This window comes from Halomonas sp. Bachu 37, from assembly GCF_039691755.1.
Classification (GTDB): Bacteria; Pseudomonadota; Gammaproteobacteria; order Pseudomonadales; family Halomonadaceae; genus Vreelandella; species Vreelandella kashgarensis.
In genome coordinates, this window is the sequence record NZ_CP137552.1 from 1,156,868 (window position 1) to 1,173,698 (window position 16,831).

Here is a 16,831-nt window from a genome sequence, read left to right on the forward strand (position 1 = left end):
ACAATAAGGTAGCCACAACAAACCCCCAGCCTCTTTCGAAGCTGGGGGTTTTCTGGATAGGTGCCTGACGATGACCTACTCTCGCATGGGGAAGCCCCACACTACCATCGGCGCTAAGCGGTTTCACTGCTGAGTTCGGCAAGGGATCAGGTGGTTCCCACTCGCTATGGTCGTCAGGCGTAACGGGTAATGCATATCATGCTGTGTCGTCCTGGTGTGTTGCCATTGACGTGTTTTGTGAGCGTCTCTGTCACTTCAAGCAAGCGTGTCGCTTACTCGTTGCGTATCCGGTTCTCTGCGTGTGTTCACACGCGATCGTTATCATTTTGAGCAGACCCCTTGGGTGTTATAGGGTCAAGCCTCACGGGCCATTAGTACACGTTAGCTCAACGCCTTGCAGCGCGTCCACACCGTGCCTATCGACCAGCTGGTCTCGCTGGGCCCTTCAGGAGGCTCGAGGCCTCGGGGATGTCTCATCTTGAAGGGGGCTTCCCGCTTAGATGCTTTCAGCGGTTATCCCGTCCGACCATAGCTACCCGGCAATGCCACTGGCGTGACAACCGGAACACCAGAGGGTCGTCCACTCCGGTCCTCTCGTACTAGGAGCAGCGCTTCTCAAACATCCAACGCCCACGGCAGATAGGGACCGAACTGTCTCACGACGTTCTAAACCCAGCTCGCGTACCACTTTAAATGGCGAACAGCCATACCCTTGGGACCGACTTCAGCCCCAGGATGTGATGAGCCGACATCGAGGTGCCAAACACCGCCGTCGATGTGAACTCTTGGGCGGTATCAGCCTGTTATCCCCGGAGTACCTTTTATCCGTTGAGCGATGGCCCTTCCATACAGAACCACCGGATCACTAGAACCTGCTTTCGCACCTGCTCGACGTGTCTGTCTCGCAGTCAAGCACCCTTATGCTCTTGCACTCATTGCACGATGTCCGACCGTGCTGAGGGTACCTTCGTGCTCCTCCGTTACGCTTTGGGAGGAGACCGCCCCAGTCAAACTACCCACCACACACTGTCCTCGATCCGGATCACGGACCTGAGTGAGAACGCCAATGATGCCAGGCTGGTATTTCAAGGTCGGCTCCCTGCGAACTGGCGTCCGCAGTTCCAAGCCTCCCAGCTATCCTACACAGGCAACAACAGCGTCCAGTGTGAAGCTATAGTAAAGGTTCACGGGGTCTTTCCGTCTAGCCGCGGGTACACCGCATCTTCACGGCGATTTCAATTTCACTGAGTCTCGGGTGGAGACAGCGTGGCCATCATTACGCCATTCGTGCAGGTCGGAACTTACCCGACAAGGAATTTCGCTACCTTAGGACCGTTATAGTTACGGCCGCCGTTTACCGGGGCTTCGATCAAGAGCTTCGGCCGAGGCCTAACACCATCACTTAACCTTCCGGCACCGGGCAGGCGTCACACCCTATACGTCCGCTTGCGCGTTAGCAGAGTGCTGTGTTTTTACTAAACAGTTGCAGCCACCTGGTATCTTCGACCGGTTCTCGCTGAAGCCGCGGGGGCTCTCACGATACGCCGGCGTGCCTTCTCCCGAAGTTACGGCACCATTTTGCCTAGTTCCTTCACCCGAGTTCTCTCAAGCGCCTGGGGATTCTCACCCTGACCACCTGTGTCGGTTTGGGGTACGGTCGCACATGATCTGGTGCTTAGAGGCTTTTCCTGGAAGCGTGGCATCAGTGACTTCCAGCCCGTGGGCTGTTCGTCTCGTGTCTCGGCCTTGAGGAACCGGATTTGCCTGATTCCTCAGCCTACTCACTTTCACCAGGACTACCAACGCCTGGCTCACCTAGCCTTCTCCGTCCCCCCATCGCAATCATGTCCGGTACGGGAATATTGACCCGTTTCCCATCGACTACGCCTTTCGGCCTCGCCTTAGGGGCCGACTCACTCTGCTCTGATTAGCATCGAACAGAAACCCTTGGTCTTCCGGCGAGGGAGTTTTTCACTCCCTTTATCGTTACTCATGTCAGCATTCGCACTCGTGATACCTCCAGCAGACTTCTCAATCCACCTTCATCGGCTTACACGACGCTCCTCTACCGCTCATCCTGAGGATGAACCCGTAGCTTCGGTACCTGGTTTAGCCCCGTTACATCTTCCGCGCAGGCCGACTCGACTAGTGAGCTATTACGCTTTCTTTAAAGGATGGCTGCTTCTAAGCCAACCTCCTAGCTGTCTGAGCCTTCCCACCTCGTTTCCCACTTAACCAGGATTTGGGGACCTTAGCTGACGGTCTGGGTTGTTTCCCTTTTCACAACGGACGTTAGCACCCGCTGTGTGTCTCCCACGCTGGCACTCACCGGTATTCGGAGTTTGCCTCGGGTTGGTAAGTCGGGATGACCCCCTAGCCGAAACAGTGCTCTACCCCCGGTGGTGATACGTGAGGCGCTACCTAAATAGCTTTCGAGGAGAACCAGCTATCTCCGGGCTTGATTAGCCTTTCACTCCGATCCACAAGTCATCCAAATCTTTTTCAACAGATCCTGGTTCGGGCCTCCAATTGATGTTACTCAATCTTCACCCTGCTCATGGATAGATCGCCCGGTTTCGGGTCTATTTCCAGCGACTGGTGCGCCCAGTTAAGACTCGGTTTCCCTACGGCTCCCCTATACGGTTAACCTCGCCACTGAAAATAAGTCGCTGACCCATTATACAAAAGGTACGCAGTCACCCAACAAGTGGGCTCCTACTGCTTGTACGCACACGGTTTCAGGATCTATTTCACTCCCCTCTCCGGGGTTCTTTTCGCCTTTCCCTCACGGTACTGGTTCACTATCGGTCAGCCAGGAGTATTTAGCCTTGGAGGATGGTCCCCCCGTCTTCAGTCAAGGTTTCTCGTGCCCCGACCTACTCGATTTCACATGATCAGATTTTCGACTACGGGGCTATCACCCGCTACGGCCGTGCTTCCCAGCACGTTCGTCTAATCAGTCTCATGCTTAAGGGCTACTCCCCGGTCGCTCGCCGCTACTGGGGGAATCTCGGTTGATTTCTTTTCCTCCGGGTACTTAGATGTTTCAGTTCCCCGGGTTCGCCTCGTACCCCTATGGATTCAGGATACGATACTCACCTGATGGTGAGTGGGTTTCCCCATTCAGAGATGTCCGGGTCGCAGGTTGTTTGCCACCTCGCCGAACCTTATCGCAGGCTTCCACGTCTTTCATCGCCTCTGGCTGCCTAGGCATCCACCGTGTGCGCTTCATTGCTTGACCCTATAACCCGAAGGAGTCTGAATCTCGCAATGATAACGATTGCCGGATACGCTTGAGACGTATCACAAAACAATTTACGTATAAACGTCTTAAAAAGACGTTTATGTCAGCATGATATACATTGTTAAAGAGCGACTGTTCGATGAACAGTGATAAGGCGACGCATGGCTCCGCATGACGTCTTATCAATGATCACAAAACATAAGCAAACGATTAATGGTGGAGCCAAGCGGGATCGAACCGCTGACCTCCTGCGTGCAAGGCAGGCGCTCTCCCAGCTGAGCTATGGCCCCATTGTTTTAGCAACACCGACCTCTTGTCATCAATTGCTGTGAGATATGGCAAAATGCAACGACGTATAGCCTGCTACACGAGGAACATTTTAACGCAGTATCACAGGAATTTGGTGGGTCTGGGCAGACTTGAACTGCCGACCTCACCCTTATCAGGGGTGCGCTCTAACCAACTGAGCTACAGACCCAAGAGGGGATCGTGCTTCTATCGTTTGCTCTATCACTTGATCAGGTAATTCATTGTGAGCGCTTACCGCGAGGATGACGCATCGTTTAAGGAGGTGATCCAGCCGCAGGTTCCCCTACGGCTACCTTGTTACGACTTCACCCCAGTCATGAACCACACCGTGGTGATCGCCCTCTTGCGTTAGGCTAACCACTTCTGGTGCAGTCCACTCCCATGGTGTGACGGGCGGTGTGTACAAGGCCCGGGAACGTATTCACCGTGACATTCTGATTCACGATTACTAGCGATTCCGACTTCACGGAGTCGAGTTGCAGACTCCGATCCGGACTGAGACCGGCTTTTCGGGATTGGCTGACTCTCGCGAGCTCGCAACCCTTTGTACCGGCCATTGTAGCACGTGTGTAGCCCTACCCGTAAGGGCCATGATGACTTGACGTCGTCCCCACCTTCCTCCGGTTTGTCACCGGCAGTCTCCTTAGAGTTCCCGCCATTACGCGCTGGCAAATAAGGACAAGGGTTGCGCTCGTTACGGGACTTAACCCAACATTTCACAACACGAGCTGACGACAGCCATGCAGCACCTGTCTCTGCGTTCCCGAAGGCACCCCGGAATCTCTTCCGGGTTCGCAGGATGTCAAGGGTAGGTAAGGTTCTTCGCGTTGCATCGAATTAAACCACATGCTCCACCGCTTGTGCGGGCCCCCGTCAATTCATTTGAGTTTTAACCTTGCGGCCGTACTCCCCAGGCGGTCGACTTATCGCGTTAACTTCGCCACAAAGTGCTCAAGGCACCCAACGGCTGGTCGACATCGTTTACGGCGTGGACTACCAGGGTATCTAATCCTGTTTGCTACCCACGCTTTCGCACCTCAGCGTCAGTGTCAGTCCAGAAGGCCGCCTTCGCCACTGGTATTCCTCCCGATCTCTACGCATTTCACCGCTACACCGGGAATTCTACCTTCCTCTCCTGCACTCTAGCGTGACAGTTCCGGATGCCGTTCCCAGGTTGAGCCCGGGGCTTTCACAACCGGCTTATCACGCCGCCTACGCGCGCTTTACGCCCAGTAATTCCGATTAACGCTTGCACCCTCCGTATTACCGCGGCTGCTGGCACGGAGTTAGCCGGTGCTTCTTCTGCGAGTGATGTCTTTCCTCCGGGGTATTAACCCGAAGGCGTTCTTCCTCGCTGAAAGTGCTTTACAACCCGAGGGCCTTCTTCACACACGCGGCATGGCTGGATCAGGGTTGCCCCCATTGTCCAATATTCCCCACTGCTGCCTCCCGTAGGAGTTCGGGCCGTGTCTCAGTCCCGATGTGGCTGATCATCCTCTCAGACCAGCTACGGATCGTCGCCTTGGTGAGCCTTTACCTCACCAACCAGCTAATCCGGCATAGGCTCATCCGATAGCGGGAGCCGAAGCCCCCTTTCTCCCGTAGGACGTATGCGGTATTAGCCTGGGTTTCCCCAGGTTATCCCCCACTACCGGGCAGATTCCTATGCGTTACTCACCCGTCCGCCGCTCGTCAGCGGGAAGCAAGCTTCCCCTGTTACCGCTCGACTTGCATGTGTTAGGCCTGCCGCCAGCGTTCAATCTGAGCCATGATCAAACTCTTCAGTTTCAATCATTGCGGTTCTTGCTTGCCCGAAGGCAAAAGCGAACCAATCTTGGCTCAAGGGTCAAACGAATTCATTCTTAGGCCGAAGCCTTTGACGAGTCGCTTGCCTTGATAATAGGTGATTTGTCACCCTCATCGACAAGCGCCCACATGAATTACCTGATCAAATTATTAAAGAGCGCCTCAGACCGCTTTATTACTGTGCCCGTCGAGGTGGGCATATAATACAAGCTTCCATTTTTTCGTCAACCCTAATGCTGCATTTAGTTGCGATATCGCTTATTGGCGGTGGATCATGCCATCCAGGATTCGAAACGAGGCCAACCCTGCGAATACCAGAGCAAACGTTCCGGGAAGTAGATAATCGGCCCGGGTCAGTATCCAGAAGTGCGTAACGCCTAGCGCGGCCGACACATAGACAAGGCGATGCAGCCAATGCCAGGCACTCCAGCCCAAGACAGCAGGCGCTCTGCTAAATGACGTCAATGCCAAGGGAATCAGAAGCAATAGAGCACCCGCTCCATAGCGTACATATTCAAGCTCGAGCATTTCCTGGTAGATCCAAGGCCAGTCCCAGTATTGGTCGAGCCCCATCCAAGACAGCATATGCATCACTAACCAGAAAAATGCCCATAAGCCCATCTGGCGGCGAGCGATCATGAAGCCGACCCATCGGGACAAACGAAAAGCGGGACTGAAGGCAATGGTAGCTAACAATAGCGTCAGGCCTGTCAGGCCAGTGAAGTGCACCACATATTCTGGTGGATTGGCCCCCATGTCACCGAAGAGCCACTTCACAAGCAGGATAATAGCAGGTCCTAATCCGCACCCCAGTACTACTAAACGAAAAAGAAGAACATTTTGATTCTTGCCCGAGGCCATCCAATCTCCCAAACAGTGAAAACTCGATTAATAAAAACGACGTAAATCCATATCAGAATAGAGAGATGCTACTTCATCGGCATAACCATTGAACATCAGCGTTTCACGACGTCCACGCTCGCCTATCCGCCGCTCTCTAGCCTGGGACCAACGGGGATGTTCCACATTCGGGTTCACATTGGCATAGAAACCATACTCCTCGGGGTTACGCTCCTCCCATGAAGTGACCGGTTTGTCTTCCACCACTTTGATAGACACCACGGATTTAATGCTTTTAAAGCCATATTTCCACGGAACCACCAGTCGAATCGGCGCACCATTCTGGTTAGGCATTGGCTCCCCATATAGACCCACCGCCAAAAAAGCCAGTGGATGCATAGCTTCATCGATGCGTAGCGCTTCTCGATAGGGCCATTCGATTATGGAGCGACGCTGACCTCGAAGCCGTTCGGGGTCGTAAACAGCTTCGAATACAACATACTTAGAACGAGATGTAAGTCCATGTTGCTTGAGCAAATCCACCAGTGGAAATCCCACCCATGGAATCACCATCGACCATGCCTCGACACAGCGCAATCGATAAATTCTTTCTTCAAACTTCTGTTTTTTAAGAATATCTTCGAGCTTATATATTCCGGTTTTTTCTAGCTCACCTTCCAAACTAAGCGACCAAGGATCCGTCTCCAGCCGGTGAGCGTATAATTCAGGATCACGCTTACCGGTACCGAACTCATAAAAATTATTATAAGAGGTAATATCAGAGACAGAAGTCAACTCCTCATCCCCCGCCCAGTCATGGCTAGGAAGCTTTCCGTCGAGTCTATTCTCCAGCACCTCTTGCCAAGCAAAACCTTTAGAAGGCAGCAACAGGCCAGGGGCTAGTGTGGCTGCCGCTCCAAGCGAGAGACTTCCACGCAAAAATTTGCGCCGGCTTTCAAAAAGAGCCTTCGGCGTGACTTCGCTCTCGGGAATTGTGGGGTAGCGATAACGCGGCATAACGGCCTCCCTTTAAACCAGCAATGAAGCAACAAACAGAAAAATAGCGCTAAGCTCGTATTTTTGCATCTTTGTAAAGGATGACGGCTGAATTTTCACTCCATGGCTTATTAAAAGGGCGAAACACGTGGAAAGGTTGACCTAGAGCAAGAGCAATGCTTATCCGACTAATTCGCTGGGTTGAATCTACCTACAGCCAAAGACTAACTTTATACCGCTAGCGCTCGATTATTAGGATGCATCCATCAAGGGAGAACCATAATGAAACATCATTCTCGTCCTGCAGCATTACGGCTGTTACCCGCGCTGGTAGCGGGAGCTACCATGGCGGTATCTGCTGCCGCCATCGCCGACGACGGCCTAGGGGACTACCGTGATCGCTTTGAGGCTCTACCTCACCTCCCCCCTTTGCCGGCAGACAACAGTCTGACAGAAGAAAAGATCGAGCTGGGGAACATGTTGTTTTTCGAACCCCGCATCTCGGCCAGCGGTGTCATCAGCTGTGCAACATGCCACAACCCCGCGTTAGGTTGGTCCGATCGCATCCCGCGCGCAGTTGGACACGACGGCCAGGTCGGTGAGCGCAACACGCCTACCGTTCTCAACTCAGGTTTCCTTGAAGCTCAATTCTGGGATGGACGCGAACCAGATCTGGAAGGACAGGCGCTGGGCCCAATCGAAGCTAGCGTGGAAATGGCCATGGATCTCGATATGGCCTTGGAGCGCTTGCAAGAGTTCGATCTGTATCAACGTCACTTCAAGGAGGCATTCCCGGACGAAGAGTCGCCCATCAATCGTGACAATCTCGCAAAGTCCCTGGCTTCGTTCCAGCGTACGCTAACCACTCCCAATTCTCCGTTCGATCGTTACCTGCGCGGTGATCTTGACGCGCTGAACGAACAGGAAAAAGAAGGCATGCAAGCGTTCGTGGATAACGGCTGTATCGCCTGCCACCGTGGCCCGGCACTGACTGATAGCCAGTTCCATGCCATCCAGGTACCAGGCTCTACCGATCTTGGACGTTACGTCGTTACTGAAGAAGAGAGTGACAAGTATCGCTTCCGCACACCGACCCTGCGTAACGTGGCAGTAACTTACCCCTACATGAATAACGGCGCGACCGAAACACTGGAAGAGGCCGTCGCCATCATGGGCGAGGAAATGTTAGGCCGTGAACTTGAGGAACAGACTATTGCCGATATCACCGCCTTCCTACATACGCTGACTGGGGAAATGCCGAACTTCGAAGTACCCGCACTTCCGTAAGCAACAAAGCTATACGGGCTCAATTCAATCCTCCGGCGCTGCCGGAGGATTCCATTCAAGGCGCATGTAGTACCTGTTCAAGCCTACTTAGCAGAGTGGCACGACGCTCCTCATTCATGAAAGCATGAACAAGGGCGTTTTTGGCCAACTCAGCGAAGGTTTCCTCCGACCAACCAAATGCTTCCTGACAAGCAATAAAGTTGGTCAACATCCCACCTCCGAAATACGCCGGATCGTCAGAATTGAGTGTTACTACCAAGCCTGCTTGCAGCAACTTCGGCAATGGATGCTGCTGAAGGTTACCAACTACCTTGAGACGCACGTTGGAGAGTGGACAGACAGTCAACACCACTTTCTCTCTCCGAAGACGCTGAACTAAACCGTCATCTTCCAGACAGCGAACCCCGTGATCAATACGGCAAACTTCGAGAGCATCCAGTGCTTCAACGATATAATCGGAGGGGCCTTCTTCACCGGCGTGGGCGACACGAGGTATTCCCAATTCCTTTGCACGCTTGAATACATGGCCAAATTTACTTGGTGGATTACCGGCTTCCGCGCTGTCTAGGCCTATCGCATCAAGGTGATGCCAATAAGGGGAAGCACTTTCGAACACCTCCAGCGCTTCTTCTGCTGGCCGATCCCGCAGAAACGCCATAATCATGGCGGTTGAGATGCCCAGCTCCTCCTTGGCTTCTTGGCGCGCCCGGTTCAAGCCGTCGAATACCTGTTGTAGTGATACGCCACGCGACAAGTGTGCTTGAGGATCGAAGTGCAACTCGATATGGACCACGCCTTCCGCGTGGGCTCGACGGAAATAATCCATCGCCAGGTCAAAAAAGTCCTGTTCCTTGCGTAATACGCTCATTCCCTGATAATACAAGTCGAGAAAGGACTGCAAATCGGAAAAATCGTAGGCCGCTCTAGCCTCAGCTACAGAAGCATAGGGAAGACTTATCTGGTTGCGTTCTGCCAAGACAAACATGAGCTCCGGCTCCAGGGAGCCTTCGATATGCAAATGCAACTCGGCCTTGGGCAAGCGTTTGAGAAATTCTTGCATCTCTTTCCCCTCGGGTAAAATTGTATCCTATCGAGAGAAAATCCCTGGCGCCAGAGTCGTTTATCCCCGTTTGCCAACGAAGCCCATTTCTATCTATACGCGCTTCATCGATTGCTCGCCTCATGCGTTTCCATCCACACACAACGCGATACTTGAGACAAGCGTACATTACCACTTATCTCATGCACGAGATAAAGCACCGAGCGTCCAACCAGCCACTTGTCCAGATAACGGGCAACTGTCGTTGCGGTCTCGTTATCCAGGCCGGCAAAAGGTTCATCGAGTATCACCAAACTAGGATCACGTAATAATAATCTCGCCAAGGCTATCCGCCTTCCCTGCCCCCCCGAAATATCTTGTCCAGCCTCTCGCAATGGAGTGGCAAGGCCTTGGGGAAGCGCACTTGCCCAATCTCTCAATTCAACCGACTCGAGTACTTGCCACAACCGCATATCACTAGCATTAGAGCAACCGATACGCAGATTTTCCGCTAATGTAGCATCGAACAACTCAGTGTACTGAGTGAGATAGCCGACCTTCTGACGAAAGTCGCTTTCATCCACTTCGTTGATATCGATTCCCGCAAACAAAATTCGCCCTTCGTCAGGCAAGAGCTGACGACTTAACAGTGCCGCGACCGACGATTTTCCGGTACCGGAAGCACCACACAGTGCTACCCGTTCCCCGAGTTTCAGCTCAAGCGAAAATTTCGAGATCGCAGGAGTCAAGGCATCGGGATAACTCAGCGAGACATCCTCAAGCTGTACATCGAAGGACTCTGGCAAGAAGGTGCTACGACTTGAACGCCTATTGTCCTGCCCCCGCGCCAATGCATTCAAACGTTCTGCTGCCGCCAAAGTGTTGCCAAAGCGAGTAAAGGCGGCAGGAATAGCGCTCAAGGCCTCATTGAGCGCCAGCACTGCCAGGACCAGCATGACCATGACCGGGCCAGAAATTGCATCTGCCTGCCAAGCCAACGCCGCAAGCCATAGCACCGCGATAAGCGCCAGTCCAGAAGCCCAGGCAACCAGGGCATTTCCAGTGGCTGCAATTGTTCCCAAACGGCGCTGTTCGTACTGCATCTCATGCTCAATTAAATCCACTTGGCTTCGGTGACGAGCGAGACTGCCGTATACTTCCAACTCCGCCATCCCTTGGAGCTGCTCAAGCAGTCGGCCGCGCAACGACTCCAGTCGCACACCCTGAGCACGGCTTGCCCGCATACCCCACCGTGCCTGTCCGATAACCAGCCATAACCAAGCGCCCGTTAGGATAACACCCAACAACAACCCAGCCCGCGGCACCCAGAAACCGACGAATAAGGCCAAGCCGATAATACCCGCCAATGCCACGACAGGCGGGGCCACCAACCGCAGGTACAAACTGTCCAAGGCGTCGATATCCGCGGTCAATCGGCTCAACCAATCACTCGATCGGCGCTGCGCCATTATCAACCTATCTTGGCGTGCCAGAAGCGAAAAGACATGGCCACGCAGATCGGACAATAACCGCAACACGGTATCGTGATTGTAGAGACGCTCGATATACCGGGCGACGGTGCGGCTAAGGGCAAAAAAGCGAATTCCGCCACCCGGGACATAAACATCGAGAAAAGCGACTCCACCACCCGCTATTACCAGCCCCGTCAAGGCCGCCGAGGTAATGAACCAACCCGAGAGGGCTAGCAAGCCGATAGCGGATACCAAGGTTACGCCTATCAATAGACTGCCAAGCCATAACCGCTTACGTCGACGCGCAATCAGCGTCCACCACGGTTGCAAGGTATGCCAGAAAGCCGGACACGACTCACCCTTAGCCAACGCTCACCTCCCGTAATTCACCTTGATGCATAATAAAAAGACGATCAGCAAAGGCTTTCATCGATGCCGCGTGCGAGGCGATGATCAGCGTTCGACCTGACTGGACCAGGGCAGCCAAGGCCTGGATTACAATTTTCTCGGTAGCTTCATCCAGGCTCGCGGTAGGCTCATCCAGCAATACGACAGGTGCCGAAGATAGGAAAACACGAGCTAGAGCCAGCCGTTGCGCCTGACCTCCCGACAGTCCAGCGCCTTGCTCGCCTACATGTGTGTTCAGTCCGTCGGACTGGTTTTTGAACAGTTCAGCAAGTGAAACATGTGCCAAGGCTTCCCACATAGCGGCTTCAGTCGCATCGATATCGGCAATCCGCAGATTATCCGCCACACTTCCGAACAGCTGTAGCGGCTGCTGCCCCAGCCATGCAAAACTGACATTTTCCGCTATCAAGCGCCGCCCCGCTGCTACAGGAACGAACCCTGCCAGCAACCGCAGCAGTGTGGTCTTTCCGCCCCCGCTTTTGCCGGTTATCAGCAGCGTTTCTCCCTTGCCCATCGCTAGATTTATTGACGACAGAACACGTCCACGCCTTGGATAGCTCACTTCAACAGAGCACAGCTGGACCAAGTAACTCGCGCACTCAGGCGCTGCGACGTCTTGTTCGACCGGCCGAGAGATGGGCTCGTTTAATAGCGCTACCAGCCCTTCGGCGGCACCGAGAGCGGCCGCACGATCGTGATAGTGCTGGGCCAGCGAGCGAAGAGGCTGAAAGAATTCGGGGGCAAGCAGGAGTATGTATAACCCACTGAACAAGGTCAGCTGAGCAGAGGGACCAAAATCGATATAACCGAGTAAGCCAAAACCGATATAGATGGCCACCACCGCGATGGCGACAGAAGCGAAGAACTCGAGAACGGCGGAAGAAAGAAAAGCCACGCGTAGTGTCCGCATGCTCAAGCGGCGATATCGATCCACGGCACGTTCCACATCATGGGTGGCAGCGGTTGTCTTGTCGAAGAGTTGCAGCGTACTCATGCCCCGCAGGCGGTCGAGAAAATGACCGGAGAGTCGCGATACCGCTTCGAATTGATCACGATTGAGTTTCTCGGCGCCCATCCCGACGAGCGCCATGAAAACGGGAATCAGAGGGGCTGAAAGCAGCAGAAACAAGGCCGCCAGCCAGTCCAGCCATGCCGCTATAGCCAGAACCAAGGCCGGAACCAACACCGCTAACCGCAACTGAGGCAGAAACCGCTGGTAATATCCATCCAAAGCCTCGACCTGCTCGCTCAACTGATGAGCGATAGCTGCACTGTGGCGTCCACTTCCCACCGGCCCCTGCCGAGAAAGGTGATCGAGCAATTGCGCACGGGCCACACGACGCACACCGAGGCTGGCAGTCACGGCCTGGGCTTCCTGGTACCACTGGGCAAGACTGCGTAACCCCAGCACTAGCACCAATGCAGCGAACGCCCAGCCTAGCGCCTCGACAGTACTTTCATGTATCAGTAGCGCACTCACCAGCCAGGCCAGCAATCCCAACTGGATAATCATGAACAGACCTACCAGAAGGCCAGCCAGGGTTGAAAGCAGAAGCCGCCTCTGCTCGCAGGCCGCCAGCATCCTAAGCCAGCGGCGCGCGTCCAGAGGCGGTTCAGAAGAAGACTGATTTTCCGAGCTCGCCATAAGGCTAATGGTAACCTTCACCCACTCTAACCTTGCCGCGGAATACCCAATAAGACCAGAAGGTATAGCCAAGCACGAATGGCAACACGAACAGAACGCCTACCAGCAAGAACAGCTGTGAGCCAGGTGCCGAAGCGGCATCCCATATCGTATAGTCGGGTGGCACGATTATCGGCCAGCGACTCACCACCAACCCTAGATAGGTGAATAGGAAAATCCCCAACGTGGCAAGGAACGGCAACATCTCGCGACGCTTGCGCACCGACCAAAAGAGTACAAACATGCACAACAGTGTCAGAGCTGGCAATATCCATATCAGGCGAATATTGCCGAACCAGCGCTGCCAGATCTCCGGGTTCACCATGGGTGTCCAGATACTGATGATGGCAAAGATCACCAGCACCGCCACCATCAGCGGCATGGTCAGTTTGTAGGCCCAGGCCTGAATATATCCTTCCGATTTGAGAATCAACCAGGTGGTGCCCAACAAGGCATAACCGATCATGATCCCGATGCCGGTCAGCACCGTGAAAGGTGTCAGCCAGTCGAAGGCACCACCCGTGTAGACACCGTTCTGGGTCTCGAAACCCTGAATATAGGTGCCCACTACAGCCCCTTGAGCAAAGGCCGCGATTGCCGACCCCCAACTGAACGCTCTATTCCACAAGCGGCGATTACGGCGGTTACGTCGGGACTTGAAACGCAACTCGAAGGCCACTCCACGGAATACCAGGCCCGCCAGCATCAGGAACACGCCGATATACAGCGCGGGCAGAAAGACTGAATAGACCAGCGGGAATGCACCCAATAGCCCCGCCCCACCCAATACCAACCAGGTTTCGTTACCGTCCCAGATCGGAGCGACGGAATTCATCATCACATCCCGGGCATCCTCATCGGGAGCGAAGGGGAAGAGAATACCGAGCCCCAGATCAAAGCCATCCATGAGCACATACATCATGATGCCGAAACCGATGATAAGTGCCCAGACAACCGACAGGTCAAACATTTCCATGGTTCAGCCCTCCTCTGGGGTGAGGTTGTCGTCCAGCGGGGTGTGGCTTGCCGACCACGGCCGTTTCGGCGTTTCGAAATCATCGACAAGCTTCTCCTCTTCCTGCTCTTGCATCCCGTAACGAATCACGCGAGTCAGGTAGTAGGTGCCTGCATAAAAGACCACACCATAGACGGCGATATAACCGAGCAGCGTAAACAGCGCCATGCCCCCGGTCAGTGAGGGTGTCACCCCTTCAGCGTGCGACATGATGCCATATACCAACCAGGGCGCTCGGCCCGACTCGGTAACCACCCAACCCGACAGTACAGCAATAAACGGCGTAATCGACATCAAGCGCAGCGTCTGCAGGAATTTCCGCGACTGATAGACCTTCCCGCCTCGGCGCAGAAATAGCCCTGTCAACGCTACACCGATCATAAGAAAGCCGAGCCCGACCATGACCCGAAACGCCCAGAACACGATCCATACTGGTGGTTGCTCTTCCCGAGGGGCCTCAGCAATACCCGGCACCTCCCCTTCCAGCTCATGCGTCAGAATCAAGCTTGCCGCATAGGGAATGCCGAGTTCGAAACGGTTCTCCTGGCGCTCACGATCCGGCAAGGCAAACAACAGCAGTGGCGCACCTTCCATCGTCTCCCAGTTACCCTCCATGGCTGCCAATTTCGTGGGTTGGTGCTCGAGTGTATTAAGACCATGAAAATCCCCCACCAGCGCCTGGGTCGGTGTCAGCACCAGCAATAGCCACAGGCACATCGACAACGCCTTGCGATTGGCTTGCAAATCGCGATTGATGAGCAGATACCAGGCGCTGACGCCAGCCACCACAAAGCCCCCCGTGATGAACGAAGCGACCGCCATATGAGTCAGTCGATAGGGAAAGGATGGATTGAAAATCGCTTGAGCCCACGACGTGATATGGAAGACGCCATCCACCACCTCGAACCCAGCCGGGGTATGCATCCAACTGTTGGCCGCCAGAATCCAGAAAGTCGAAATAAAGGTCCCGAGTGCCACCATGATGGCAGCAAAGAGATGGACGCCTTGTGGCACCTTGCCACGGCCAAACAACAACACCCCGAGAAACGCCGCTTCCAGGAAAAATGCGGTGATCACTTCGTAGCTAAGCAGAGGCCCAATGAAGTTCGCAGTCGCCTGTGAGTAATTGCTCCAGTTGGTCCCGAACTGAAATGACATGACGATTCCCGATACCACGCCCATACCGAAAACCACGGCAAAAACCTTGGTCCATAAAGCCGCGAGCCGGTCCCAGGCAGGGTTACGTGTCGTATAGAAAAGGCCATGAAGCAGCGCAAGATAGGAAGCCAAACCGATCGTGAAAACAGGAAAAATGGCATGAAACGACACCACGAAAGCGAACTGTATTCGCGACAGCAGAAGGGGATCTAACTCCATGATACTCTCCTAGGCCTGTAAGGAGGCTACGACAACACACAGCTTAGATGAGCCTGTACGGGTGGCAATTATAAGCTCATGTCAGTAGCCGATTAGCTATAGGCAAGAATTCCTTTTTCCTAATACTTTCTTTACCTTATCACGTGGCGCATTGCCGCAGAAGGCGAAGCCTTAACTCCAGGAAGTGAGCACCACACTGACCAGATACGCAGTATAAGCTACATATAACATCGCCAGCACGCCGCCTTCGAGCCGATTGATGCGCCGAGTCCGTCCGCGCCAAGCAAAGGCAAACAGCACCATCAGCAACGTCATCACCGCCATTACGCTCCAGTCACGCGTCAGCACCTCATTGCCAAGCTCAATCGGCGTAATGATACCAGCCAGCCCGACGACACCAAGCGTATTGAAAAGGTTGGAGCCTACGACATTGCCCAGCACCAGGTCATGTTCCTTGCGTCGCAGGGCACTAATCGAAGAGGCAAGTTCAGGTAATGAAGTACCCACCGCCACGACTGTCAAACCTATCACCAGATCGCTTACCCCGAAAGCCGATGCAATCTCCACCGCCCCCCAGACGAGTAAACGTGAGCTTGCCACCAGCAGAACTAGCCCCACCAGTGTCCACACAAGTGCTGCCTTGCGCGACAAGGACTTATCATTCAGGCTTTCCGAAACTTCATCGATGAGCACATCGGCTTCCTGGCCACGAGCGCGATAGATACTGTAGCCGATGAAAGCCAAGAGCACCGCCAGCAAGGCAGCGGCTTCCCACCGGCTGATCAACCCATTCCAAAGAAAGACAGCCGAAAGCAGAGTGACCGCTATCAGAACCGGCATCTCCTTGCGGATCACACTGGAGTGCACCGCCAGTGGAGCGATCAGAGCTACAACACCAAGGACCAAGCCAATATTGGCAACATTGGAACCATAAGCATTCCCTATCGCCAATCCCGGATTCCCTTGACTCGCCGCCAACACGGATACCATCATTTCAGGAGCTGAAGTTCCGAAACCGATCACCAGCATGCCGATCAATAAAGGAGACAACCCCAGCCAGCGGGAAGTGGATGCCGCGCCATCGATAAAACGCTCGGCACTCCAGATCAATAGAATCAGGCCTGCAACTACGGCAAGTATGGGTAAAAGCATAGGTATTCCTTGAGCAAGCTTTGCATGATCAGTGTCGTTCTCTAGCCGCTGCATCCTTGTGCATTGTTACTACCAGGTCAAGCGCTTGTACGCTAGTTGGGCTACTCGCCGCCGGACCAACGGCAGCAAACCGCCTGCAGCCGCATCTTCATAATCGTAGAGAGAAACCTTTGCCAACCCTGCAAAAACCTCACCTATCGGG

General features: G+C 54.1%; 9 protein-coding genes, 2 tRNA genes and 3 rRNA genes. 1 reads left to right on the plus strand and 13 read right to left on the minus strand.

Going from position 1 to position 16,831, the window contains the following annotated elements; translation table 11 throughout:
* Nucleotides 1-62: 62 nt before the first annotated feature.
* From rrf to msrP, 7 genes are all read right to left on the minus strand, one after another.
* A 5S ribosomal RNA gene (gene rrf / locus R5M92_RS05335) occupies nt 63-178 on the minus strand.
* Between the two features lie 172 nt (nt 179-350).
* Nucleotides 351-3,241: ribosomal RNA gene (locus R5M92_RS05340) — 23S ribosomal RNA — on the minus strand.
* Nucleotides 3,242-3,458: 217 nt separating this feature from the next.
* Nucleotides 3,459-3,534: transfer RNA gene (locus tag R5M92_RS05345), tRNA-Ala, on the minus strand.
* Between the two features lie 111 nt (nt 3,535-3,645).
* Nucleotides 3,646-3,722 (minus strand) — tRNA-Ile (locus tag R5M92_RS05350).
* An 86-nt stretch (nt 3,723-3,808) separates the two neighbouring features.
* Nucleotides 3,809-5,341: ribosomal RNA gene (locus R5M92_RS05355) — 16S ribosomal RNA — on the minus strand.
* Together the 16S, 23S and 5S rRNA genes with 2 tRNA genes alongside form the textbook arrangement of a ribosomal RNA operon.
* A gap of 276 nt (nt 5,342-5,617) precedes the next feature.
* The gene (locus tag R5M92_RS05360) at nt 5,618-6,220 is read right to left on the minus strand and encodes a sulfite oxidase heme-binding subunit YedZ (RefSeq protein WP_346798400.1); all 603 of its coding nucleotides are present in this window, start codon (nt 6,218-6,220) and stop codon (nt 5,618-5,620) included.
* A gap of 27 nt (nt 6,221-6,247) precedes the next feature.
* A complete protein-coding gene (gene msrP / locus R5M92_RS05365; RefSeq protein WP_346798401.1) occupies nt 6,248-7,216 on the minus strand; it encodes a protein-methionine-sulfoxide reductase catalytic subunit MsrP in 969 nt (322 codons plus the stop codon).
* Nucleotides 7,217-7,477: 261 nt separating this feature from the next.
* On the opposite strand from msrP, the gene R5M92_RS05370 reads away from it, so the two are divergent.
* Complete coding sequence (locus R5M92_RS05370; RefSeq protein ID WP_346798403.1) at nt 7,478-8,482, plus strand: cytochrome-c peroxidase; 1,005 nt, start codon at nt 7,478-7,480, stop codon at nt 8,480-8,482.
* 55 nt (nt 8,483-8,537) lie between these two features.
* Here the strand turns inward: R5M92_RS05370 and R5M92_RS05375 are convergent, their stop codons facing one another.
* The 6 genes from R5M92_RS05375 to R5M92_RS05400 form a co-directional block, all read right to left on the minus strand.
* On the minus strand, nt 8,538-9,542 hold the full coding sequence (locus R5M92_RS05375; protein ID WP_346798404.1) for an adenosine deaminase: 1,005 nt from the start codon (nt 9,540-9,542) through the stop codon (nt 8,538-8,540).
* Between the two features lie 104 nt (nt 9,543-9,646).
* Nucleotides 9,647-11,362, minus strand: a complete 1,716-nt coding sequence (cydC, locus tag R5M92_RS05380) for a thiol reductant ABC exporter subunit CydC (protein ID WP_346798406.1) — start codon at nt 11,360-11,362, stop codon at nt 9,647-9,649.
* On the minus strand, nt 11,355-13,046 hold the full coding sequence (gene cydD, locus R5M92_RS05385) for a thiol reductant ABC exporter subunit CydD (RefSeq protein ID WP_346798407.1): 1,692 nt from the start codon (nt 13,044-13,046) through the stop codon (nt 11,355-11,357). The genes cydC and cydD overlap by 8 nt, the downstream gene beginning before the upstream one ends.
* A 4-nt stretch (nt 13,047-13,050) precedes the next feature.
* The gene (cydB, locus tag R5M92_RS05390) at nt 13,051-14,061 is read right to left on the minus strand and encodes a cytochrome d ubiquinol oxidase subunit II (protein ID WP_346798409.1); all 1,011 of its coding nucleotides are present in this window, start codon (nt 14,059-14,061) and stop codon (nt 13,051-13,053) included.
* A gap of 3 nt (nt 14,062-14,064) precedes the next feature.
* The gene (locus R5M92_RS05395; RefSeq protein ID WP_346798411.1) at nt 14,065-15,477 is read right to left on the minus strand and encodes a cytochrome ubiquinol oxidase subunit I; all 1,413 of its coding nucleotides are present in this window, start codon (nt 15,475-15,477) and stop codon (nt 14,065-14,067) included.
* Between the two features lie 171 nt (nt 15,478-15,648).
* On the minus strand, nt 15,649-16,629 hold the full coding sequence (locus R5M92_RS05400; protein WP_346799257.1) for a calcium/sodium antiporter: 981 nt from the start codon (nt 16,627-16,629) through the stop codon (nt 15,649-15,651).
* Nucleotides 16,630-16,831: the final 202 nt, after the last annotated feature.

Coding starts and splice junctions, on each gene's coding strand:
- R5M92_RS05395 (WP_346798411.1), bottom strand. CDS start 15,477: ATGGAGTTAGATCCCCTTCTGCTGTCGCGAATACAGTTCGCTTTCGTG.
- cydB (WP_346798409.1), bottom strand. CDS start 14,061: ATGGAAATGTTTGACCTGTCGGTTGTCTGGGCACTTATCATCGGTTTC.
- R5M92_RS05400 (WP_346799257.1), bottom strand. CDS start 16,629: ATGCTTTTACCCATACTTGCCGTAGTTGCAGGCCTGATTCTATTGATC.
- cydD (WP_346798407.1), bottom strand. CDS start 13,046: ATGGCGAGCTCGGAAAATCAGTCTTCTTCTGAACCGCCTCTGGACGCG.
- R5M92_RS05375 (WP_346798404.1), bottom strand. CDS start 9,542: ATGCAAGAATTTCTCAAACGCTTGCCCAAGGCCGAGTTGCATTTGCAT.
- R5M92_RS05370 (WP_346798403.1), top strand. CDS start 7,478: ATGAAACATCATTCTCGTCCTGCAGCATTACGGCTGTTACCCGCGCTG.
- R5M92_RS05360 (WP_346798400.1), bottom strand. CDS start 6,220: ATGGCCTCGGGCAAGAATCAAAATGTTCTTCTTTTTCGTTTAGTAGTA.
- msrP (WP_346798401.1), bottom strand. CDS start 7,216: ATGCCGCGTTATCGCTACCCCACAATTCCCGAGAGCGAAGTCACGCCG.